The following is a 20,736-nucleotide window of genomic DNA, read 5'->3' as shown; positions in this document are numbered from 1 at the left end:
CCCGAGCCGCCGGGCTCAACGGGAGGGAACCGTCCGGGCCTCGTGGACTGGGTCGACGGGCGCACGGCGGCGTGCCGGAAAACGGCCCCGCCATGCCTCTCGTCGCTCTCCGCGCGGCCGCCGCCGCGTATGAGGGAGAGCACCACCGTGACCACCGCGCCCACCGCCCCCGCGCCCACCGCCGCCACCTCCTCGGCGGCCCCCGCCACCGCTCCCCCCGGCCGGCCGCGGGTGCCGGAGCCCGCGGACGGCGCCGGCGCCGAACTCCTTCGCATGCTCGTCGAACTGACCGCCGACCTGCCCGACGCCGACCCGGGCCGGGTCACCGCCGCCGCCCTGCGCGGCCGCAGCACCGGCGCCGACCGCGCCGAACTGCGCACCCTCGCCATCGACGCAGCCGCCGGTCTGATCTCCGACGACCCGGTGTACTCCCGGCTCGCCGCCCGCCTGCTGAGCGCGGCGATCACCGAGGAGGCGGCCGGCCAGGGCGCGGTCTCCTTCACCACCTCCATCGCGGTCGGCCACCGCGAGGGCCTGGTCGGCGACCGCACCGCCGCCTTCGTCGCCGCCCACGCGGCCCGGCTGGACGCGCTGGTCGACCAGGCGCTCGCCGACCGCGCCGACGACCGCTTCGGCTACTTCGGCCTGCGCACCCTGCACAGCCGCTACCTGCTGCGGCACCCGATCACCCGCCAGGTGATCGAGACCCCGCAGCACTTCATGCTGCGGGTCGCCGCGGGCCTCGCCGAGGACGACGGCGTCACCGCGCCCGGCGGCCCGGCCACGGCAGGCGGCGCGCCCGAGGTGGGCGGCGGCCGCGCGCTGGAGGAAGTCGCCGACCTGTACCGGCTGATGAGCGCGCTGGACTACCTGCCCAGCTCCCCCACCCTCTTCAACTCCGGCACCCGCCACCCGCAGATGTCCTCCTGCTACCTGCTGGACTCCCCGCTCGACCAGCTGGACTCGATCTACGGCCGCTACCACGAGGTGGCCCGCCTGTCGAAGCACGCCGGCGGCATCGGCATCCCCTACTCCCGGGTGCGCGCCCGCGGTTCGCTGATCCGCGGCACCAACGGGCACTCCAACGGCATCGTGCCGTTCCTGAAGACCCTCGACGCCTCGGTGGCCGCGGTGAACCAGGGCGGCCGCCGCAAGGGAGCCGCCGCGGTCTACCTGGAGACCTGGCACGCCGACATCGAGGAGTTCCTCGAACTGCGGGACAACACCGGCGAGGACGCCCGCCGCACCCACAACCTCAACCTCGCGCACTGGGTCCCGGACGAGTTCATGCGCCGGGTCGACGCCGACGCGGACTGGTCGCTCTTCTCCCCCGTCGACGTCCCCGAGCTGGTCGACCTGTGGGGCGCCGACTTCGACGCCGCCTACCGCCGCGCCGAGGCGGCCGGCCTGGCCCGCCGTACCCTCCCGGCCCGCGAGCTGTACGGGCGGATGATGCGCACCCTCGCGCAGACCGGCAACGGCTGGATGACGTTCAAGGACGCCGCCAACCGCACCGCGAACCAGACCGCCCGCCCCGGGCGGACCGTGCACTCCTCGAACCTGTGCACGGAGATCCTGGAGGTCTCGGACGACTCCGAGACGGCCGTGTGCAACCTGGGTTCGGTGAACCTGGGCGCGTTCGTGATCGCACCGCGGGACGGTACGGCGGGCGGCGCGGACGGCATCGACGACGCGATCGACTGGGAGCGGCTGGACCGTACCGTGCACACCGCGGTCACCTTCCTGGACCGGGTGGTCGACATCAACTACTACCCGACCGAGCAGGCCGGGCGCTCCAACTCCCGCTGGCGGCCGGTGGGTCTGGGCATCATGGGGCTGCAGGACGTCTTCTTCCGGCTCCGGCTGCCCTTCGGCTCCGAGGCGGCCCGCGCGCTGTCCACGAAGATCTCCGAGCGGATCATGCTCGCCGCCTACGAGGCGTCCTGCGACCTCGCCGAGCGCAACGGCCCGCTGCCCGCGTGGGACCAGACCCGTACCTCCGACGGCGTGCTGCACCCCGACCACTTCGGCACCGCCCCGCACTGGCCGGAGCGCTGGACCGCGCTGCGCGCCCGTATCGCCACCACCGGCCTGCGCAACTCGCTGCTGCTCGCGATCGCCCCCACCGCGACGATCGCCTCCATCGCCGGCGTCTACGAGTGCATCGAGCCGCAGGTGTCCAACCTCTTCAAGCGCGAGACGCTCTCCGGCGAGTTCCTCCAGGTCAACTCCTACCTGGTGGCCGACCTCAAGCGGCTGGGCCTGTGGGACCCGCGGACCCGGGAGGCGCTGCGGGAGGCCAACGGCTCGGTCCAGGGCTTCGACTGGATTCCGGCGGAGGTGCGGGAGCTGTACCGCACCGCCTGGGAGCTGCCGCAGCGCGCGCTGATCGACCTGGCCGCGGACCGTACGCCGTACCTCGACCAGAGCCAGTCGCTGAACCTGTTCCTGGAGACGCCGACGATCGGGAAGCTCAGCTCGATGTACGCGTACGCGTGGAAGCGGGGGCTGAAGACCACGTACTACCTGCGGTCGCGGCCGGCCACCCGGATCGCCCGCGCGGCTTCTTCCGGGGCTTCCGGGGCTTCCGGGGCTTCCGGGGCTTCCGGGGCTTCCGCTTCTTCCGCGGCTTCCGCTTCTTCCGCCGCGTCCGCGTCCGTACCCGCGCCCGCCGCCGTACCCGTGATCGCCGACGCCGACGCGATCGCCTGCTCCCTTGAGAACCCCGAGTCCTGCGAGGCATGCCAGTAATGACCACCGACACCACCGCGAACGGAACCGTGGACGGGACCTCCCCCGCCGTGAAGAACCTGCTCGACCCGGGCTTCGAACTGACCCTGCGCCCGATGCGCTACCCCGACTTCTACGAGCGCTACCGCGACGCCATCAAGAACACCTGGACCGTCGAGGAGGTCGACCTCCACTCCGACGTCACCGACCTCGCCAAGCTCTCCCCGGCCGAACAGCACCTGATCGGACGGCTCGTGGCGTTCTTCGCCACCGGGGACTCCATCGTCTCCAACAACCTCGTGCTCACCCTCTACCGGCACATCAACTCCCCCGAGGCGCGGCTGTACCTGTCCCGCCAGCTCTTCGAGGAAGCCGTCCACGTCCAGTTCTATCTGACCCTGCTGGACACCTACCTGCCCGACCCCGACGACCGCGCCGCCGCGTTCGCCGCCGTCGAGAACATCCCGTCCATCCGTGAGAAGGCGCAGTTCTGCTTCCGCTGGATGGACTCCGTGGAGACCGTCGACCGCCTCGACAACCGCGACGACCGCCGCCGTTTCCTGCTCAACCTGATCTGCTTCGCGGCCTGCATCGAGGGCCTGTTCTTCTACGGCGCCTTCGCCTACGTCTACTGGTTCCGCTCCCGCGGCCTCCTGCACGGCCTGGCCACCGGCACCAACTGGGTGTTCCGTGACGAGACCATGCACATGTCCTTCGCGTTCGACGTCGTCGACACCGTACGCAAGGAGGAGCCCGAACTCTTCGACGCCCAACTGCGCGACCAGGTCACCGACATGATGCGGGAGGCGGTCGAGGCGGAACTCCTCTTCGCGCACGACCTGTGCGGTGACGGACTGCCCGGCATGAACACCGCCTCCATGCGCGAGTACCTCCAGTGCGTCGCCGACCAGCGCCTGTCCCGCCTCGGCTTCCCCCCGGTCTACGGCTCGGAGAACCCCTTCTCCTTCATGGAGCTCCAGGGCGTCCAGGAACTCACCAACTTCTTCGAACGCCGCCCCTCCGCCTACCAGGTCGCCGTCGAGGGCACCGTCTCCCTGGACGAGGACTTCTGACCCCGCACCTGCCGTGACGGCCCCGCCCTGCTGGGCGGGGCCGTCGTCCTGGGCGGGGCCGTCCTCCTTTCTCCTCCCATCACCCGTCCCATCGCCTCCCATCAGCCACCTTGGACACTCTCCGTACCCGTGTTCTAACCTCCTGCGTACGAGACCGAACAATGGCAACCAATGGCAACCCGGGGGGGCTCGCCATGTCACGGCGCGCAGACGACGGCAGCACGTTCAGCGGAATCGATCCGAAGCAACTGCACACGTTCATCACCACGATCAACAGCCACACCGGCCACGACGGCACCACGAGCGCCCAACCCGTGGTGCGCGACTGGATGAGCCGGGCCACCTACCTCGGACTGGACACCTCCACCCTCGCCGCGGTGACCAGGCACCTGTCGTGGGCGCAGGACCAACTCCCCATGCTGCGGCAGCGGCTCTTCCTGGCCCAGCAGACGGAGCAGCCGTATCCCGGCTCGAAGCACATGGTCGAAATCGACGACGGCATGGTGGACACCTCCTCGCCCGCTCAGGTGCGCCGCGACTCCGCGCAGGCCGTCAAGCTCGCCAAACTCGCCACATCCGACCCGAGCAAGCTCAGCAACGCACAGTTGGAGCAGCTCGACGACCTCCTGGCACTGCACGAGAACAACCCTGACTTCGCCGAGCGGTTCGCCACCGGACTCGGCCCGGCCGGCACCCTGCGGTTCTACGCGGCCGTCACCGACCCACGGCAGTTCACGACCAACCCGCGGAGCAACGTCGGCCTGTCAGCCGACCAGAAGGAGCGGGAAAAGCTCCTGGGCGGCCTGGAGAAGTCGATGGGCACCACCCTGGCCACCGCGACCCGCAACGACGACCCGGCCATGCGGCAGTGGAAGAAGACCATGATCTCCCTCGGCGGCACGGACGTCGGTGACGGACCGGACCAGCACGTCTACGGCTTCCAGGTGATGAGCGACCTGATGCGCAACGGCACCTACGACACGACGTTCCTCGACAGCTACGGGACGTCCTTGATCGCCTTCGAGAAGGCGAACACCAGCGATGTCACCGGCGGCCTGCAAAAGCAGGTCCTCGAGAAGGACGTCCTTCCCTGGGACCAGCCGGACATGATCTACGACCGGATGCACTACGGCGCCACCAACGACGGCGGCACGGACCCCATGACGGGATTCATGGAAGCGCTCGGCCACAACCCCGCGGCCTCCACCACCTTCTTCGAGAACAGCAAGAACTTCGACTACCTCACCGAGACCCGCAACTGGCCCGGTGACTCCACCACCAGCCACTCCGCGAAGACCATCGCCGGTTACAAGTCCCTCGGCCACGCACTGGAGTCGGCGACCATGGGCTCCCCCTATGACGCCAACCCACCCCAACTCCACCGCACCAAGGACACCGCCAAGGTGATGACCGAAGTCGTCAACCGCTACGGCCAGCAGGCGACCGGCACGGACAAGGTCAAGACGCGTGACAGCGGCGCCGACCTCCTCGCCCGCCAGTCCGGCATCGGCCCGAGCCTCGGCCGCATCACGGCGGCGTACATCGACGACGTGGACTGGGGACTGGACGACGACAACGACCTTTCGGTCTACAGCGGAACGAGCAGCGGCAGGCCGCCGAAGGACCGGGCGCACTTCGACGGAGCCCACCTGGAGACATTCCTGGGGACTCTCGCCCACGACGACGACGCCTACACCTCGGTGACCAACGCTCAGCAGGCGTACACCACCTCGGTGCTGAACGCCCACCCTCCCGTCATCGACAAGAACGGCCAGGTGCAAAGCACCGACAGCCAGAACGCCATCCGCATAGGCGCCCAACTCCAAGGCATCATGGACCGCGGCTGGATCGACGAGTACACGGCCAAGGGCGACAAGCAGGACGCCGACTTCAACGAGAGCGTCGACAAGCGCTCCGAGCGACAGCAGATGGTCGCGGGCCGCATCACCGGCGGCGTCTTCGCCTTCGCACCCGAACCCGAGTCCGGCATCGGCGCCACGATCGTCCCGCTCGTCACCGACGACGTCCACGACCAGATCGACGACCAGATCAGCAAGAACATCGGCGACTACTCGGACTCCCAGCACCGCAACCTGGCCGATGTGCGGCAGGGCAAGGCAGCCGGCGTCTACAACGCCGGCAGACGGGGGTCCTGGGTTCCCGCCAAGAACCTCGTCGACAACAGCCCACAGGGATGGAGCCGCGCTCAGGTGAAAGCGTTGAACGACGCGCTGACCCAGGCACAGCAAGTCGGCTACAACACGGGCAGCCTCGACCAGGAGCAGGGCGGCAACCTGCCCGTGACCGGAACATGAGACAGGAGCCGACGATGATCGGTACCCGCACATCCCGCCGCCACAGTGTCCTTGCTGCGGCAGCCCTCGGTGCGCTCGGCGTTTCCCTGCTGTCCGGATGCAGCTCCAAAAAGCCCGCGCCGACCAACTCCTACGGGTCTCCGATCAGCATCCAGAGTGCGTGTGACCGCTCCTTCGACACGCAAGGCGCGGCGGCGTTGCGAGAAATCACCGGCAAGAACCAGCTGTACCCCGCGCTCGCCGCCGAGCAGCACACCGCACAGCAAGTGGCGAACGCACTCCGCGCGGATCTGGATGACACCGACAACATGAACGAACACGACCTATGCTTCCTCGGCGTGGTCGGCGGACTGATGACGTCGGGACTGGAAATCCAGTTCCAGTGGTCGTCGCGCAAGCCGAGCGACAAGGACTTGAAGAGCGGAGACGACTTCACCGCATTTGGCATCGCCTACGGCGCCCTATCGTTCGACAACGGAACCTATCTGGATTTCACCTGCTCTCTCCCCGGAGCATTGGCCGGTGCAAGCCGGACCCGGTACGTCGAGGCATACGCAAACACCAGCGGCCTCAGCGCCGTCGGCAGCGCCGAAAAACGCGAGGCCGGCGTCCGCCTGCTGTACTCCCCCGCGGTGAAGGTCGCCGCCGCGCTGGGCTGCCAGGGCAGCGATCTCCCGCCCACGCTGGGCACCTTGAAACCCCTCCCGATGAAGAAGAAGTGACCGAGAGCGGACGGACGAACTCCATGAGCGACAAGGTCCCCAGCCCCATGTGGCAGGCCCTCAACACCCTCTACACGGTCGTGGAACGCGACCTCGACTCCGTGGCGAACGCCCTGCACGCGGCCGACCAGCAGATGGCCGGCGGCAAGGGCGACGTGTGGGTCGGTGCCGCCGCCGTCACCTGGGCCAGCGACCTCTCCGGCAACGCCCGTGGCACCAGCACGAAGACGCGGGCCTTCGCCGCATACGTCAAGAAGGAACGCGACGGCCACCCCAAGGAGGTCACCCAGGCCGAGGCCGACGCGGAACGGCGTCAACTCGCCCTGCCGGCCTGACCGTCGTGGACGCACTACGTGACGACAGCTAACGTAGGGCACCGAACGTTGCAGAATGTGGCCACCGTGAAGGGGGGCCGGCCCGGGGGGGCTCTGCACACACCAACTCCTCGGCGCGGCCACGCCCGTCACTCCCGTCACGTCTGCGCACACTGACCACGGGAGACTGGCAACACAATGGCACCCCGAACCAAGTTCAGCGCGGCCGCGGGCACCCTCACGGCAGCAGCCCTCCTCCTCACGGCGTGCGGCGGCGGCCACGACAAGAAGATCGCGTCGAGCCCGACCCCCAGTGATACGACTGCGTCGCAGACCACGGCCCCACCGACGACGCCCGCGGCGGACCCCAGCGCGCCGACGTTCGACTTCCCGAGCGACGTCAAGATCACAGTCGACTCGGATACCACGGGTGACAAGACGAAGGACGCGATCCTCCGCGACCAGGGCTACGGTCAGGAGGCAATGCTTCTGGCCGTCACGAAGCAGGACCCGAGCATCCCCGTCTTCACGAAATACGTCTCCGAGACCGCCGCCGAGAGCTGGATCAAGAGCGTCGACAGTGACAAGGCGGCGCATAGGACTCTCACCGGAAAGGTCCGTTTCTACGACCGGAAGGTCACCGTCAGCAGCGCGACCACGGCTGGCGTGACCTTCTGCGAAGACCAGCGGTACGGGTACGACAAGAACACGGAAACCGGAAAAGTCACCCTGACAAAGGCAGACTCCCAGGGCCTGATCTACCACTCTGTCTTCATGCGCAAAGCCAAGGACGGTACTTGGCAGACCGCAACGTACAACTCGCAGAGGGGAGCCACGAGGTGCGAATCATGAGGCGACGCACTCTCCAAGCAGCATGTGTGCTGACAGTGGCTTCATTCGGCGTCTTGATGGCATCCATCCCAAGCCAGGCGACTGGCGGATGGGGGCCACCAGCTGACCCTCCCCCCGCGCCTCCAACTGACAGCAGTCCGCCGCCCAGCACTATCCATTCCCAGGTGCAGTACTCCAAGAGCTACAAGGGCCCGGGCGTACGGATGAGCGCGCCCGCGACCTCCAACTGGTCTCCCCCGCCGTGCTGGTACGAACCCGAGTACAGCCCGACGCAATTCTCGGACTACATCACCAGCAACTACCGGTCTGACAATTCCGCATGGGCGACCATGGCGGACGAATACGGTGCGAACGACTACCACAAGGGTGACAAGGGCGCTTGGGACCAGTTGGTCATCCCCGATGTCACTCAGGCCGACGCCTGCGCCGCCCTCGACCCGTGGAAGTGGATCGCGCCCGACCAGCCGTCCACGCCGGACATTCCGACCGTCGACCCCAAGACGCTTGCCGGGCTCGCGTTCAATCGGACGATTCTGCCGAAGCCGGATATCACGTTGCGACCCATCGCCCAGAACCAACTCGTGAACCTGGATACGGAGATCGCGTTCGACAAGGCGCTGCCGAAGGTGTGGGTGACCGCGAGTCTGGACAACCCGGCCTTCGGTATTCACGTGGCGGCGACCACCACGGCCGTGCCCGTGCGGCTGACGGTGGACGCGGGGACGCAGTACGCGGACCCGCAGAGCTGCACGTACGACCTGAAGGCGTCGGGCGGGAAGTACAGCGTGAACACCAAGGACGCGGGGTGCAACGTCACCTACGACAAGGAGTCGCCGAACGGCGGTTACCCGTTGAAGGCGAGCGTCGTGTGGGAGGTCACGTGGACCCCGTCCGCCGACCCCGACGGCCCGCCGAGCGCCCCGGGGCTGCCCAACGGCCAGTCCAGCAAGCAGTTCCAGGTCACCGTGCGCGAAGACCAGACCGTCAACCGCTGACGCGAGGAGGACGCGAAGGGGCCACGGGGGCGGGTCAGTCGTTGGGGACCGTCTCGAACTTCGGGGTGGCCTCGGCCATTTGGCGCATGACGTCCTTGCGGTCGCGCTTGGAGAGACGGTCGATGTAGAGGCGGCCGTAGAGGTGGTCGGTCTCGTGCTGGAGGCAGCGCGCGAAGTAGCCGGTGCCCTGGAGGACGACCGGGTTGCCCTGGAGGTCCTGGCCGCGGACGACGGCGTAGTCGGGGCGGGCAAGTTCCATGTAGGCGCCGGGGACGGACAGGCAGCCCTCGTTGGAGTCGTCGAGGCGGCGCCGGTCCGCGGGGAGTTCGACCAGGACGGGGTTGCAGAGCGCACCGACGTGACGGACGTCGTCGTCATCGGCGCAGTCGTAGACGAAGACCTTGAGGTCGACGCCGATCTGGTTGGCGGCGAGGCCGACCCCCTCGGCGGCGCGCTGCGAGGCGAACATGTCGTCCACGAGGGCGAGCAGGCTGTCGTCGAAGGCGGTGACGTCCTTGCACTCGCGGTGCAGCACCGGGTTGCCGACCACCGTGATGGGACGAGCGGTGCCGCGCTCGCGGTGGGCCGACTCGCGGTCCGCCGCGTCGGTCACGTCGTCGACGAAGTCGACTTGCTGCTCGGTGTGCTGCTGGGACATCTCCGCCGTACGCCTTCCCGGAACCTGTAAGTGATCCTTCCCAGGGTACGGGACCGCGCAAGGGCGCGATGCCGCCGTCGTGATGCTCGGCACACCACGTCGACGCCCACCGCTTCGACGGTCAGCACACCTCTTCGAGGTCCCGCCAGTCCCGGGTGTCGGGGCTGTCGGCCACCCACCCTTCGAGCAGCCCGCGGACCAGGCCGGCCGGCGCGGCGATGCCGCACTCCCGCTCGGGCGTCCAGCCCGGCTCCTCCCCGGCGGGGCTGAGGTGGCTGAGGTGACCGGGATGCCCGGGCTCGCCGTGGTCGTGCGGGTCGCGCGTCGCGGAGGAGCCGTCGTCGGTGGGCATCCGGCTCTCGGAACAGGTGCGGCACAGCAGCCGGACCGAGGACGACCAGTCCTCAGCGGCGTATCCGGCCTCGGCGGCCAGCCGCTCCAGGGCGTCGCGGTCCGCCTGGGTGCCGGCTTCGAGCAGCACCAGCCAGGTCGGCACGGGCGAAGGAGCCCACAGCTCGATCTCGTCGAAGACCGGGTAGACCGAGGAACCGGAGCCGCGCTCGGTGGCACGCTCGCCGTGCGGCACGCCGTCGTGGAGCACCACCTCGCCCCAGCGGCGGCCGGAGGACGGCAGCGGGATGGAGAGCACCTCGATCCGGGCCGGGTCGAGCCGGCGGCCCCAGACCACCTCGGCCTCGCCCTCCGGGGACAGCCGCACCGCGGCGCTGCCGAGCGGCAGCCGCACGGACTCCTCGCCTGTGCGCTCGGCGGTCCCGGCCGGCATCCGCAGCCCGTACGCCTGCCAGGCGCGGCGGGCCAGCGGCCAGTCCTGGAGCGCGGTGGCGGCGATGCCGAGGTTCCACCAGTCCGGGGCGCCGACCGGGCGGTCCAGCAGCGCGACCGCGCGCAGCCCGGCGATCCGGGCCTGCGCCCAGTCGTGCCGGAACTTGTGCAGCAGCGCGAGGTTGTACCAGGACTCGGAGAGCCAGGGCTCCAGATCGGCGGCACGGGTGAGCAGCGCGCCGGCGTCCTCGTAGCGACCGTCGTCGATCAGCGTGAACGCCCGGTCGGTGGCCTGGCGCCACGTGGGCGACGGCCGGTGCCGCACTCTTCCGAAGATCTTCAACGTCGTATCCCGCCTGCCCGCTCAGCCGGTCGGCCCGATGCGGCCCGTACCACCCTGTACGACACCAACCTTGCACATTCTGGCCGTTGTCTCAGCCCGAGCCCGCCGCTTGCGGAACGCGGGCCTCACCCGACTCCCTTGCCCTTCGCACCGGCATCCAACCATGCCCAGGTCGGAGGGTGCGCGGGCACCCTGGCCAGCAGGGGTCCCTCGACCGCCGCGGTCGCCCCGCACAGCGCCGGCAGCGGGCGGAGCCGGGCCGGTGCGGCTGGTACGACCGGTTCGACCGGTGCGGCTGGTGCGGTCGGTTCGGCCGGTGCACCGGATACGCCGGATACGTCGCGCCCGTCGCGTACGGCCACCGGGTCGGGAACGACGGGCGCCGCCGGCACCGCGGGCACCGCGAACCGCGGCCGCGCCGCCAGCGCACCCGCCAGCGCCTCCACCATCATCGGGTCGAACTGCGTGCCGGCGCACCGCCGCAACTCGGCCATCGCGGGCGCGTGCGGCCGGGCCGAACGGTAGGTGCGCGTGGACGTCATCGCGTCGAACGCGTCGGCCACCGCCACGATCCTGGCCGCTTCCGGAATCCGCCCGCCCGCGAGGCCGTACGGGTACCCGGTGCCGTCGATCCGCTCGTGGTGGTGCAGAACCGCGGGGCGGGCCTCTCCGAGCACGGAGATGCCGCGCAGCACCCCGTCGCCGTCGACCGGGTGGAGTTGGACCACGCGTCGCTCCTCGTCCGTCAGCGGACCGTTTTTGCGCAGCAGCCCGGTGGGCACCGCGAGCTTGCCGATGTCGTGCAGGGTGCCGCCGAGCCGGACCTCCTCCACCCGGGCCGCGGGCGCGCCGAGTTCGCGGGCGATGAGCGCGGCCAGCCTGCCGACCCGCTCGCTGTGGCCCCTGGTGTAGGGGTCCTTGAGTTCCAGGGCCTGCAGCAGGGCCTGTACGGTCGCCTGCTGCGCCTCCTGCCGGACCCGGCGGGCACAGGCGGAACCCCAGCAGACCGCGGGCGGCTGCGAGCGGCGGTGCGCGGGTGACACGGCGACAGCCTCCTGTCCGTACGAAGATGTACGAGACTCAGGAGGATAGGGCCGTAGCGGGCGGCTATGAGGGTTTTGCCGCCATTACGCCGGAAGGGGGGACCACCGCTCACCCGTAGGAGTGATGTACGGCCGAGCGGCTTGACGGCGTCCAGACGGTCGCGTGGTAGGGCGTAAAGCCCTCAGGCGGCCGCGAGTTCGGGCGGTGGCGGCAGGTTCGGGGCAGGTGCGGAGCGGTGCGCGGGCCGGGCTGCCAGACCGGCCCGGCGGTCACGCGGAGGGTGCCTCGGTCGTGGTGATCTCGGCGCTGAGCGCGTCCTGTTCGGGCACGGCCTCGCCGCGCCGGACCAGCTCGATCCGCATCATCACCTTGGAGCGCAGGTCGCTCGGTACGTCGTCGGAGCCGCAGCAGCGCTTCACCAGCTTCTTGACCGCGACTTCCAGGCCGTACTTCTCCAGGCACGGGTGGCACTCGTCGAAGTGCTCCCGGAACTTGGTGCAGGCATCGTCGGACATCTCCTCGTCGAGGTACTCGTAGAGGTGGTCGAGCACCTCGGAGCAGTCCGTCTCATGTGCGTCTCCGCAGCTCATGAATCCGCGCCCTTCTCATCTGCCACGCCCGCGGGGACGAGTCCGCGGTCCCGGGCGTAGTCCTCCAGCAGTTCGCGAAGCTGGCGACGCCCGCGGTGCAGCCGCGACATCACGGTGCCGATGGGAGTACCCATGATGTCCGCGATCTCCTTGTAGGCAAAGCCCTCGACATCGGCGAGGTACACCGCGATGCGGAACTCCTCGGGGATGGTCTGGAGCGCCGTCTTCACGTCGGAGTCCGGCAGATGGTCCAGCGCCTGGGACTCCGCGGAGCGCAGGCCGGTCGACATGTGCGACTCGGCGCGCGCCAGCTGCCAGTCCTCGATCTCCTCCGAGCCGCTGCGCAGCGGCTCGCGCTGCTTCTTGCGGTAGGAGTTGATGAAGCTGTTGGTGAGGATGCGGTACAGCCACGCCTTGAGGTTGGTGCCCTCGCGGAACTGGTGGAAGGACGCGTACGCCTTCGCGTAGGTCTCCTGCACCAGGTCCTCAGCGTCGGCCGGATTGCGGGTCATCCGCAGTGCGGCCGAGTACATCTGGTCGAGGAACTCCAGCGCGTCCCGCTCGAAACGCCGGCTGCGCTGCGCTTCGGTCTCCTGTGCCGCCCCCGTGGCCGTAGGCACGGGTGGCACCCCCGAACCGGACGCACCCGCGGTGCTCGCCGTGCTGTCGTCGGTGCCGGTGACCGGACCCACCTCCTCGATAACGCCGGCGCGCCCAGAAGTGGACCCGCCCGCTTGGGAGGATATTGCACGGGTGGTGGACGTGCTGGTCGTGCCCTTGCCTCGGTCCTGCTCCGGCCACCGGGTCCAGTCCAGGTACGGCGCGGCGGCGGCCTGACCGGCGCTGAGCGGCGCGGACTGCGCGCTCACCTGTGCGGCGGCCTCCTCGCGTGACCGGCATGCGGCTGAAACCATGCGGCTGCCTCTCTCACCCTGTGTGGTACCGCCGGCGCGGTCCCTGTCGACACGCACAACAGCGCGCGCGCTGTCGTCATTCCCGGGAAGGAGAACTGCGCCCGCACGGCCTACCACGCCGGGTGGAGAGCGTTCACGCCGGGGCGGCGAACCCCAGCCCGGTGAGCCATTCCGCGACGGTTCCGGTCAGCAGGGCGAGTGCCGCCTCCTGGGTGACCGGCGCCCGCTTGGGCACCACGAAGCCGTGGTCGCCGTAGGGCACCTCCACCGGCCGGCGGTCCGCCGGGAACTCCTCGGGCCGCCCGAACGTGTCCGCGCCGCCCTGCACCCCGAGCAGCGGCAGTACGGCGGCGGCGCCGGCCAGCTCCTCGTAGCGGGACTTCTCCGGCTTGCCCGGCGGGTGCAGCGGGTACGCCAGCGCGAGGACGGCGGCCGCGCCCAGCGGGTGGGCGGTGCGGCAGGCCACCCGGGCCCCCGCGCTGCGCCCGCCGGCCACCACCGGCAGCCCGGGCGCGGCCAGCCGCGGCCACACCGCGGTCCATCCGACGTCCAGGGTCCTGGGCGCCGGTGCGATCTTCTTCCCGGCGACCCTCCAGGGTTGCTCGACCAGCGCGACGTTCACCTCGCGCTCGGGCAGCGCGGCGGCCAGCGCGGCCAGGTCGCGGGCCGTGATGCCGCCGCCCGCGCCGTGCCCGAGGGCCAGCACGCAGCGCGCCCGGCCCTCGGGGCGGTGCCAGGTGATCCGGGCCGGGCCCGCTGGGGTGTCGACGAGTTCGGCGTCAGGGGTGTCCACCCGCCAAGCCTGCCAGAGCCCCGGCGCGGCGCGGGGGAACGGCGCCCGCCCCGGCCGGGAGCGGCGCGGACCAGACCCGGAGCGCCGCGGATCAGAAGAGCATCTCCTCCTCCGGCGCCGGCAGTTCCACCACCAACTCCGGTCCGTTGTTCCGCACGTTGCTGACGGCGGTGCCGACCGGGTGGGCCCGCAGCAGCCCGGCGGGCGGGGCGGAGAGCAGGTCCTGGAGCACGTCGGGGTCGGTGGTGCCCGGGTCCAGCCAGGCGTTCCAGCGGTCCGGGGTCATCATCAGCGGCATCCGCGGGTGGATGTCGTGGAGCGCGCGCGGACCGGTGCCGTCGTATCCCGCCAGGTCGGTGCTCTCGGCCTCGGTGGTGAGCACGGTGCACGTGGCCCACCAGGCGCGCGGGTGGCCGTCGGGCAGGGTGCCGTCGCGCCAGAACTCGTAGAGCCCGGCCATCGCGAAGACCGAGCCGTCGGCGGGGGTGACGAAGTACGGCTGCTTGCGGGAGCGCTTCTTGCGGCCCTCCTCCTCCAGCTGCCGCTCCTGGACGCCGGTCACCCACTCGAAGTACCCGTCGGCGGGTACCAGGCAGCGGCGGGCGGCGAGCGCGCGGCGGAAGGACGGCTTCTCGGCGGCGGTCTCGGCGCGGGCGTTGATGAGCCGCACCCCGACGTCGGGGGTCTTCGCCCAGGACGGCACCAGGCCCCAGCGCAGCGGCCGTAGCTGTCGTACCGGATCGGGGGAACCGGAGTCCCGCACAGGTCGGTCGAGTATGACGTAGACGTCCTTGGTCGGAGCGACGTTCCAGTCGGGCGCGAGGCTCTCGGTGGGGTCCCACCGCTGGACCTCGAAGAGGTCGACGAGATCTTCGGGTTTCCGGCTCGCCGCATATCGACCGCACATGACTGCCACACTGCCACGACCGCGGGCCCGACTGACAGCCCGGCCGCACGATCCGGCCGGGACGATCCCGCCGACGACCCGACCGACCGTCCGACCCGACCACCCGACCGGCGACCCGACCCCCAACCCGGCCCGACCGCCCGGCCCTTACCGAACCGGCACCGCCGGGGCCGCGGGAGAAGCGAGAGGAACGAGCACCGCATGAACGTCGCGAGCATCACCGAGATGTGGGACCGGCTGACCGGTACGCAGCCCGACCCCTCGCACTGGCTGGTGGGGGCGACCGCGCTGATCGCGCTCGCCGCCGTGGTGGTGCGCGGCGCCTGGCACGTCACCCGCAACGCGGTGACGATCGCGCACGAGGGCGGCCACGGCCTGATCGCGCTGCTGACCGGCCGCCGGCTGCAGGGCATACGCCTGCACTCCGACACCTCGGGCCTGACCGTCTCCAAGGGCAAGCCGCACGGCCCGGGCATGGTGCTGACCGCCGCCGCCGGGTACACCGCTCCCCCGCTGCTCGGCCTGGCCGGGGCGGGGCTGCTGACCGCCGGGCACATCACCGCGCTGCTGTGGGGGGCGACCGCGCTGCTCCTGGTGATGCTGGTGATGATCCGCAACGCGTACGGGGTGCTGACCGTCGTCGTCACCGGCGCGCTGTTCCTGCTGGTGTCCTGGCTGACCGACGCGCAGGTGCAGGCCGCGTTCGCGTACCTGGTGGTGTGGTTCCTGCTGCTGGGCGGGGCGCGGCCGGTCGCTGAGCTCCAGGGCTCCCGGCGCAGGGACCGCAGCGGCTCCTCCGACGCCGACCAGCTCGCCCGGCTGACGCACACCCCGGCGGCCCTGTGGCTGCTGCTGTTCTACGTCGTCGCGCTGTGCTCGCTGTTCGCGGGCGGCCGCTGGCTGCTGATCCGGTAGGAACGGGTCCGGGCCGGGCCGGCGGGCCGGGCCGATCCGACGGTGGCCGCTGATCAGGTCATCAGCCCGGGGCCGTACCCGGGACCGTCCCGGGCGCCGGTGCCCGGATCGGCGGTCCCGGGGCGCACCTCCTCACCGCGGGCCACACGGCAGAGACCAGGCGGGGCCGAGGGTAGCCGCACCCTGTTTCCAGCGGATTTCGCCGCTTTCGCCGACTTATCTCCCCGTACCCGAGCCACTAGGCTTGCTGCCCATGACCGACAGCACCGCGCAGACCGACCTGTGGCCGGCCCCGACCGCGCCCGCTGCCGTGGACGCGACCGTCCAGGTACCGGGCTCGAAGTCGGTGACCAATCGCGCCCTGGTGCTCGCCGCGCTGTCCGCGGAACCCGGATGGCTGCGCCGCCCGCTGCGCAGCCGCGACACCATGCTGATGGCTGACGCGCTGCGGGCCATGGGCGTGCAGATCGACGAAACGGTCAACCCCGACGGCGGCGAGGCGTGGCGGATCATCCCGGCCGGGCTGCACGGCCCGGCCACCGTCGACGTCGGCAACGCCGGCACCGTGATGCGCTTCCTGCCCCCGGTGGCCGCGCTCGTCGACGGCCCGGTCCGCTTCCAGGGCGACGCGCGGTCGTACGAGCGCCCGCTGCACGGCGTCATCGACGCCCTGCGCGCGCTCGGCGCCCGGGTCGACGACGAGGGCCGCGGCTCGCTGCCGCTGACCGTGCACGGCGTCGGGTCGCTGTCCGGCGGCGCGGTGGACGTCGACGCGTCGTCGTCCTCCCAGTTCGTCAGCGCCCTGCTGCTGTCGGGCCCGCGCTTCAACAAGGGCCTGGAGCTGCGGCACACCGGCCACCGGCTGCCGTCTCTGCCGCACATCCGGATGACCGTCGACATGCTGCGCAAGGCCGGCGCCAAGGTCGACGCCCCGCAGGACGGCGGCACCGCCAACGTGTGGCGGGTCGCCGCGGGCGCGCTGCTGGGCCGCGACCTGACCGTGGAGCCCGACCTGTCGAACGCGGCGCCGTTCCTGGCCGCGGCCCTGGTCACCGGCGGCCGGGTCACCGTGCCCGGCTGGCCGCGCCTGACCTCGCAGGCCGGCGACGCGCTGCGCGACATCTTCACCCGGATGGGCGGCTCCTGCGAGCTGACCGACCACGGCCTGACCTTCGCCGGCAGCGGCCGGCTGCGCCCGCTCGTCGCCGACCTGAGCGATGTCGGCGAGCTGACTCCGGTGATCGCGGCGGTCGCCGCGCTCGCCGACGGCGACTCGGAGCTGTCCGGCATCGCCCACCTGCGGCTGCACGAGACGGACCGGCTGGCCGCGCTCGCCACCGAGCTCAACGGCCTCGGCGGCGACGTCACCGAGACCGAGGACGGCCTGCTGATCCGCCCCCGCCCGCTGCACGGCGGGGTGTTCCGCACCTACGACGACCACCGGCTGGCCACGGCCGCCGCGGTGCTCGGCCTGGCGGTACCCGGCATCGAGGTGGAGAACATCGCGACGACCGCGAAGACGCTGCCGGACTTCGCCGAACTGTGGACGGGCATGCTGGCCCGGCCCGGGGCCGCGCCCGGGCCCGCCGGCACCGGGCCGGGGCGGGGCTGACGGCCGCCATGCGCCGCTACGGCAAGAACCCCGACGAGGACGACATCCGGGTCCGCCCCAACAGCAGGGGCACCCGCCCGCGCACCTCGATCCGCCCCAAGCACGAGGACGCCGCCGAGGGCATGGTGCTCACCGTCGACCGCGGACGGCTCACCGTCCTGGTCGACGACCGCGAGGTCACCGCGATGAAGGCGCGCGAGCTGGGCCGCAAGTCCGCGGTGGTCGGCGACCGGGTGGCCGTGGTGGGCGACCTGTCGGGCGTCAAGGACACCCTGGCCCGGATAGTGCGGGTGGAGAAGCGCACCTCGGTGCTGCGCCGCACCGCCGACGACACCGACCCGTACGAACGGGTGGTGGTCGCCAACGCCGACCAGCTCGCCATCGTCACCGCGCTCGCCGACCCCGAGCCGCGCCCCCGGATGATCGACCGCTGCCTGGTCGCGGCCTACGACGCGGGACTGACCCCGCTGCTGGTGCTCACCAAGTCCGACCTCGCGCCGGCCGAGCCGCTGCTGGAGACGTACGGCGCGCTCGACGTGCCGTACGTGGTCACCAACCGGGAGGACTTCCTGAGCGGCGGGGTGGACCAGATCCGCCGGCGGCTGGCCGGACATGTCACCGCGCTCGTCGGACACAGCGGCGTCGGCAAGACCACGCTCGTCAACGCGCTGGTGGAGCGGCAGCGGACCACCGGCGTGGTCAACGCGGTCACCGGCCGCGGCCGGCACACCACCACCTCGGCGCTCGCGCTGCCGCTGCCGGGCGACTCCGGTTGGGTGATCGACACTCCCGGGGTGCGTTCCTTCGGCCTGGCGCACATCGATCCGTCCCGGGTGGTGCTGGCCTTCCCCGACCTGGTGCCGGGCACGGAGGGCTGCCCGCGCGGCTGTTCGCACGACGAGCCGGACTGCGCGCTGGACGCGTGGGTAGCCGCAGGTCATGCCGAGCCCGCCCGACTGGACTCGCTGCGGCGGTTGCTGGCGACACGTGAGCCGCACGAAGGAGACTGACGGTACCCCCATCGGTTCCCCGGCCCGGCTGTGTGATGATCGGCTGCGAACACAGGCGTGCGACGCACGGCGGAACGACGGATACGGATACGGAGGCACACCCGATGCCCTGGCTTCTCGTGGTGGTCGCGGGGCTCTTCGAGACAGGATTCGCGGTGAGTCTGAAGCTGTCCCACGGCTTCAGCAGGTTGTGGCCGACGGTGGCCTTCTGCCTGTTCGCCCTCGGCTCGTTCGGCCTGCTGACCCTCTCCCTGAAGAAGCTCGACGTCGGACCGGCGTACGCGGTGTGGACCGGCATCGGCGCGGCCGGCACCGCGATCTACGGCATGGCTTTCCTCGGTGACCTGGTCTCCGCGCTGAAGCTCGTGTCGATCTCGCTGGTGATCCTCGGGGTGATCGGCCTGCAGATCTCCGGCTCCTCCCACTGACCTCGCGCCTGCCGCCGACCTCGCTCCTGCCACTGCTCCGGCGCCGCGCGCGACCCCGGAGCCACCCGCGCACGGCGCCCGGCCGAACCGCTGCCGCGCGCACCTGACGTCACGTCAACGGCCGGTCCCAGGCTTGACGTTCCGCCAAGGTCCGCCATCAGCACGTCTCCTGACGTCCCGTCACCTGCGGCGCCGGGCCAGCAGGCTGCGGACCAGCTGGGCGATCCGCACGCAGGCGTCCTCGTCGCTCGGGGCGGGGGCGACGACGTAGGAGACGGTGAGGCGGATGGCGGCGTCGCAGGCCCAGGCGATGTCGTCGGCGGGCAGCCGGGGGAAGGCGCGGGTCAGGGAGAGGGCGGCGCGGGCGCGCAGCGCGTCGGCGAGGTCGGGCAGCGGCGGGTGCGAGGTGCGGTCGCCGGCGAGGGCCGCGCGGACCAGCGGGCTGCGGCGGGCGTGGCGCAGCGTCCAGCCGGCCGCGGCGGCGAACCGTTCGCCGGCGTCGCCGCCGTCCCGCTCGGCGCGGGCGAGCGCCTCATCGACGCCGGCGAGGTAGGTGTCGGTCTCCCGCCGGGCCAGTGCGCGGGCCAGCCCGTCCTTGCTGTGGAACTCGTTGTAGAGGGTCTGCCGGGAGACTCCTGCCGCCGCGGCGACCTCGACCATCCGGACCTCGGTCCACGACCGGTCGGCGAGCGCGGTGAACGCCGCTTCGAGGAGCGATTCGCGCACGGTAGGCATCGTTGCCTCCCCAATACCGCAAGCGTCGTGGGCCGCGGGCAGCGGGCGTGCCGAAAGAATTGACGCGGGCCGACGCGCTGTCAAGGCTCCGCGACGGTCTGTGTCGGGCCGGGCCCGGCGGTCCCGCCCGCGGGCCCGCGCAGGCGCCGTGGACGCGATGGCCGCGGACCTGGCCGAATCGATACTGTTCGGCACATGCCCGATTACAACGACGACCTGCGGCTGGCCCATGTGCTCGCCGACGCCGCCGACGCCACGACCATGGAGCGGTTCAAGGCGATCGACCTCAAGGTGGAGACGAAGCCGGACCTGACCCCGGTGACCGAGGCCGACCGGGCCGCGGAGGAGCTGATCCGGAGCCAGTTGGGCCGGGCCAGGCCACGGGACGCGGTGCTCGGCGAGGAGTACGGCAGCGAGGGCGGCGGCGCCCGGCGGTGGATCATCGACCCGATCGACGGCACCAAGAACTACGTGCGCGGCGTGCCGGTGTGGGCGACGCTGATCTCGCTCGCGGTGCGCGGCGAGGGCGGCGACGAGGTGGTGGTCGGCGTGGTGTCCGCGCCCGCGCTGGGCCGGCGCTGGTGGGCGGCGAAGGGCGGCGGCGCGTACACCGGGCGCAGCCTGACCTCGGCGACCCGGCTGCACGTCTCACGGGTCGGCCGGCTGGAGGACGCCTCGTTCGCGTACTCCTCGCTGCACGGCTGGGAGGAGGCGGGCCGGATGGAGGGCTTCCTGCACCTGACCCGGAACTGCTGGCGGACCCGTGGGTACGGCGACTTCTGGCCGTACATGATGGTCGCCGAGGGCTCGGTGGACATCTGCGCCGAACCGGAGCTGAGCGTCTGGGACATGGCGGCGAACGACGTGATCGTGCGGGAGGCGGGCGGCCGGTTCACCTCGCTGGAGGGCGAGTCGGGGCCGTTCGGCGGCAACGCGGCAGCGTCGAACGGGCTGTTGCACGAGGAGCTGCTGGGGTACTTGGGACGCTCCTGACCCTTGCCTC

At 71.2% G+C, this 20,736-nt stretch carries 20 protein-coding genes; 12 read left to right on the top strand and 8 right to left on the bottom strand.

Annotation, left to right across the window (positions count from 1 at the left end):
* The first annotated feature begins 129 nt into the window (after positions 1 to 129).
* The 7 genes from ACIPAE_RS00775 to ACIPAE_RS00745 all read left to right on the top strand — a co-directional run bounded on the left by ACIPAE_RS00775 (position 130) and on the right by ACIPAE_RS00745 (position 9,001).
* Entirely contained in the window at positions 130 to 2,751 is a 2,622-nt protein-coding gene (locus tag ACIPAE_RS00775) for a ribonucleoside-diphosphate reductase subunit alpha (RefSeq protein WP_402442011.1), read from the top strand.
* The gene (locus ACIPAE_RS00770) at positions 2,751 to 3,803 is read left to right on the top strand and encodes a ribonucleotide-diphosphate reductase subunit beta (protein WP_402442628.1); all 1,053 of its coding nucleotides are present in this window, start codon (positions 2,751 to 2,753) and stop codon (positions 3,801 to 3,803) included. Before ACIPAE_RS00775 ends, ACIPAE_RS00770 begins: the two co-directional genes overlap by 1 nt.
* Before the next feature lie 194 nt (positions 3,804 to 3,997).
* The gene (locus ACIPAE_RS00765) at positions 3,998 to 6,118 is read left to right on the top strand and encodes a hypothetical protein (protein ID WP_402442009.1); all 2,121 of its coding nucleotides are present in this window, start codon (positions 3,998 to 4,000) and stop codon (positions 6,116 to 6,118) included.
* A 14-nt stretch (positions 6,119 to 6,132) separates the two neighbouring features.
* Positions 6,133 to 6,840 (top strand): hypothetical protein, encoded by a 708-nt coding sequence (locus tag ACIPAE_RS00760; protein WP_402442007.1) that lies wholly within the window; start codon positions 6,133 to 6,135, stop codon positions 6,838 to 6,840.
* 23 nt (positions 6,841 to 6,863) lie between these two features.
* Positions 6,864 to 7,175 (top strand): hypothetical protein, encoded by a 312-nt coding sequence (locus ACIPAE_RS00755; RefSeq protein ID WP_402442006.1) that lies wholly within the window; start codon positions 6,864 to 6,866, stop codon positions 7,173 to 7,175.
* Positions 7,176 to 7,352: 177 nt separating this feature from the next.
* Entirely contained in the window at positions 7,353 to 8,006 is a 654-nt protein-coding gene (locus ACIPAE_RS00750) for a hypothetical protein (RefSeq protein ID WP_402442004.1), read from the top strand.
* Between the two features lie 164 nt (positions 8,007 to 8,170).
* Positions 8,171 to 9,001 carry a hypothetical protein gene (locus ACIPAE_RS00745; RefSeq protein ID WP_402442002.1) on the top strand — a complete coding sequence of 277 codons (831 nt, stop codon included), beginning with the start codon at positions 8,171 to 8,173 and terminating at the stop codon, positions 8,999 to 9,001.
* Between the two features lie 34 nt (positions 9,002 to 9,035).
* Here the strand turns inward: ACIPAE_RS00745 and def are convergent, their stop codons facing one another.
* The 7 genes from def to ACIPAE_RS00710 all read right to left on the bottom strand — a co-directional run bounded on the left by def (position 9,036) and on the right by ACIPAE_RS00710 (position 15,033).
* Positions 9,036 to 9,659, bottom strand: a complete 624-nt coding sequence (def, locus tag ACIPAE_RS00740; protein WP_329364984.1) for a peptide deformylase — start codon at positions 9,657 to 9,659, stop codon at positions 9,036 to 9,038.
* Between the two features lie 121 nt (positions 9,660 to 9,780).
* A complete protein-coding gene (locus ACIPAE_RS00735) occupies positions 9,781 to 10,785 on the bottom strand; it encodes a hypothetical protein (RefSeq protein ID WP_328469062.1) in 1,005 nt (334 codons plus the stop codon).
* Positions 10,786 to 10,910: 125 nt separating this feature from the next.
* Positions 10,911 to 11,828 (bottom strand): HD-GYP domain-containing protein, encoded by a 918-nt coding sequence (locus ACIPAE_RS00730; protein ID WP_402441999.1) that lies wholly within the window; start codon positions 11,826 to 11,828, stop codon positions 10,911 to 10,913.
* Positions 11,829 to 12,098: 270 nt separating this feature from the next.
* A complete protein-coding gene (gene rsrA, locus ACIPAE_RS00725) occupies positions 12,099 to 12,419 on the bottom strand; it encodes a mycothiol system anti-sigma-R factor (protein ID WP_329364986.1) in 321 nt (106 codons plus the stop codon).
* Positions 12,416 to 13,048: a sigma-70 family RNA polymerase sigma factor gene (locus ACIPAE_RS00720; protein WP_328474474.1), complete on the bottom strand. Its 633-nt coding sequence runs from the start codon at positions 13,046 to 13,048 to the stop codon at positions 12,416 to 12,418. The genes rsrA and ACIPAE_RS00720 overlap by 4 nt, the downstream gene beginning before the upstream one ends.
* A gap of 418 nt (positions 13,049 to 13,466) precedes the next feature.
* Positions 13,467 to 14,126, bottom strand: a complete 660-nt coding sequence (locus ACIPAE_RS00715) for an alpha/beta family hydrolase (protein WP_329364988.1) — start codon at positions 14,124 to 14,126, stop codon at positions 13,467 to 13,469.
* 91 nt (positions 14,127 to 14,217) lie between these two features.
* Entirely contained in the window at positions 14,218 to 15,033 is an 816-nt protein-coding gene (locus ACIPAE_RS00710; protein WP_329364989.1) for an SOS response-associated peptidase, read from the bottom strand.
* Positions 15,034 to 15,234: 201 nt separating this feature from the next.
* On the opposite strand from ACIPAE_RS00710, the gene ACIPAE_RS00705 reads away from it, so the two are divergent.
* From ACIPAE_RS00705 to ACIPAE_RS00690, 4 genes are all read left to right on the top strand, one after another.
* Positions 15,235 to 15,948: a M50 family metallopeptidase gene (locus tag ACIPAE_RS00705; RefSeq protein WP_329364991.1), complete on the top strand. Its 714-nt coding sequence runs from the start codon at positions 15,235 to 15,237 to the stop codon at positions 15,946 to 15,948.
* Between the two features lie 253 nt (positions 15,949 to 16,201).
* Complete coding sequence (gene aroA / locus ACIPAE_RS00700; RefSeq protein ID WP_329364993.1) at positions 16,202 to 17,560, top strand: 3-phosphoshikimate 1-carboxyvinyltransferase; 1,359 nt, start codon at positions 16,202 to 16,204, stop codon at positions 17,558 to 17,560.
* Between the two features lie 8 nt (positions 17,561 to 17,568).
* The gene (rsgA, locus tag ACIPAE_RS00695) at positions 17,569 to 18,570 is read left to right on the top strand and encodes a ribosome small subunit-dependent GTPase A (RefSeq protein WP_329364994.1); all 1,002 of its coding nucleotides are present in this window, start codon (positions 17,569 to 17,571) and stop codon (positions 18,568 to 18,570) included.
* Positions 18,571 to 18,674: 104 nt separating this feature from the next.
* Positions 18,675 to 18,998, top strand: a complete 324-nt coding sequence (locus tag ACIPAE_RS00690; RefSeq protein WP_328469047.1) for a multidrug efflux SMR transporter — start codon at positions 18,675 to 18,677, stop codon at positions 18,996 to 18,998.
* Between the two features lie 180 nt (positions 18,999 to 19,178).
* Here the strand turns inward: ACIPAE_RS00690 and ACIPAE_RS00685 are convergent, their stop codons facing one another.
* Complete coding sequence (locus tag ACIPAE_RS00685; protein WP_402441994.1) at positions 19,179 to 19,733, bottom strand: TetR/AcrR family transcriptional regulator; 555 nt, start codon at positions 19,731 to 19,733, stop codon at positions 19,179 to 19,181.
* Between the two features lie 195 nt (positions 19,734 to 19,928).
* On the opposite strand from ACIPAE_RS00685, the gene hisN reads away from it, so the two are divergent.
* Complete coding sequence (hisN, locus tag ACIPAE_RS00680) at positions 19,929 to 20,726, top strand: histidinol-phosphatase (RefSeq protein ID WP_329364998.1); 798 nt, start codon at positions 19,929 to 19,931, stop codon at positions 20,724 to 20,726.
* Positions 20,727 to 20,736: the final 10 nt, after the last annotated feature.

The organism is Streptomyces sp. NPDC087270, assembly GCF_044744625.1.
In the GTDB taxonomy this organism is placed as follows: Bacteria; Actinomycetota; Actinomycetes; order Streptomycetales; family Streptomycetaceae; genus Actinacidiphila.
Note: the sequence above shows the minus strand (reverse complement) of the source record. Positions and strands in the feature narration are given on the sequence as shown.

Excerpts from the sequence above, each read along its gene's own strand:
- ACIPAE_RS00775 (WP_402442011.1), top strand. The coding sequence starts at position 130 with ATGAGGGAGAGCACCACCGTGACCACCGCGCCCACCGCCCCCGCGCCC.
- ACIPAE_RS00770 (WP_402442628.1), top strand. The coding sequence starts at position 2,751 with ATGACCACCGACACCACCGCGAACGGAACCGTGGACGGGACCTCCCCC.
- ACIPAE_RS00765 (WP_402442009.1), top strand. The coding sequence starts at position 3,998 with ATGTCACGGCGCGCAGACGACGGCAGCACGTTCAGCGGAATCGATCCG.
- ACIPAE_RS00760 (WP_402442007.1), top strand. The coding sequence starts at position 6,133 with ATGATCGGTACCCGCACATCCCGCCGCCACAGTGTCCTTGCTGCGGCA.
- ACIPAE_RS00755 (WP_402442006.1), top strand. The coding sequence starts at position 6,864 with ATGAGCGACAAGGTCCCCAGCCCCATGTGGCAGGCCCTCAACACCCTC.
- ACIPAE_RS00750 (WP_402442004.1), top strand. The coding sequence starts at position 7,353 with ATGGCACCCCGAACCAAGTTCAGCGCGGCCGCGGGCACCCTCACGGCA.
- def (WP_329364984.1), bottom strand. The coding sequence starts at position 9,659 with ATGTCCCAGCAGCACACCGAGCAGCAAGTCGACTTCGTCGACGACGTG.
- rsrA (WP_329364986.1), bottom strand. The coding sequence starts at position 12,419 with ATGAGCTGCGGAGACGCACATGAGACGGACTGCTCCGAGGTGCTCGAC.
- ACIPAE_RS00710 (WP_329364989.1), bottom strand. The coding sequence starts at position 15,033 with ATGTGCGGTCGATATGCGGCGAGCCGGAAACCCGAAGATCTCGTCGAC.
- ACIPAE_RS00705 (WP_329364991.1), top strand. The coding sequence starts at position 15,235 with ATGAACGTCGCGAGCATCACCGAGATGTGGGACCGGCTGACCGGTACG.
- aroA (WP_329364993.1), top strand. The coding sequence starts at position 16,202 with ATGACCGACAGCACCGCGCAGACCGACCTGTGGCCGGCCCCGACCGCG.
- rsgA (WP_329364994.1), top strand. The coding sequence starts at position 17,569 with ATGCGCCGCTACGGCAAGAACCCCGACGAGGACGACATCCGGGTCCGC.
- ACIPAE_RS00690 (WP_328469047.1), top strand. The coding sequence starts at position 18,675 with ATGCCCTGGCTTCTCGTGGTGGTCGCGGGGCTCTTCGAGACAGGATTC.
- ACIPAE_RS00685 (WP_402441994.1), bottom strand. The coding sequence starts at position 19,733 with ATGCCTACCGTGCGCGAATCGCTCCTCGAAGCGGCGTTCACCGCGCTC.
- hisN (WP_329364998.1), top strand. The coding sequence starts at position 19,929 with ATGCCCGATTACAACGACGACCTGCGGCTGGCCCATGTGCTCGCCGAC.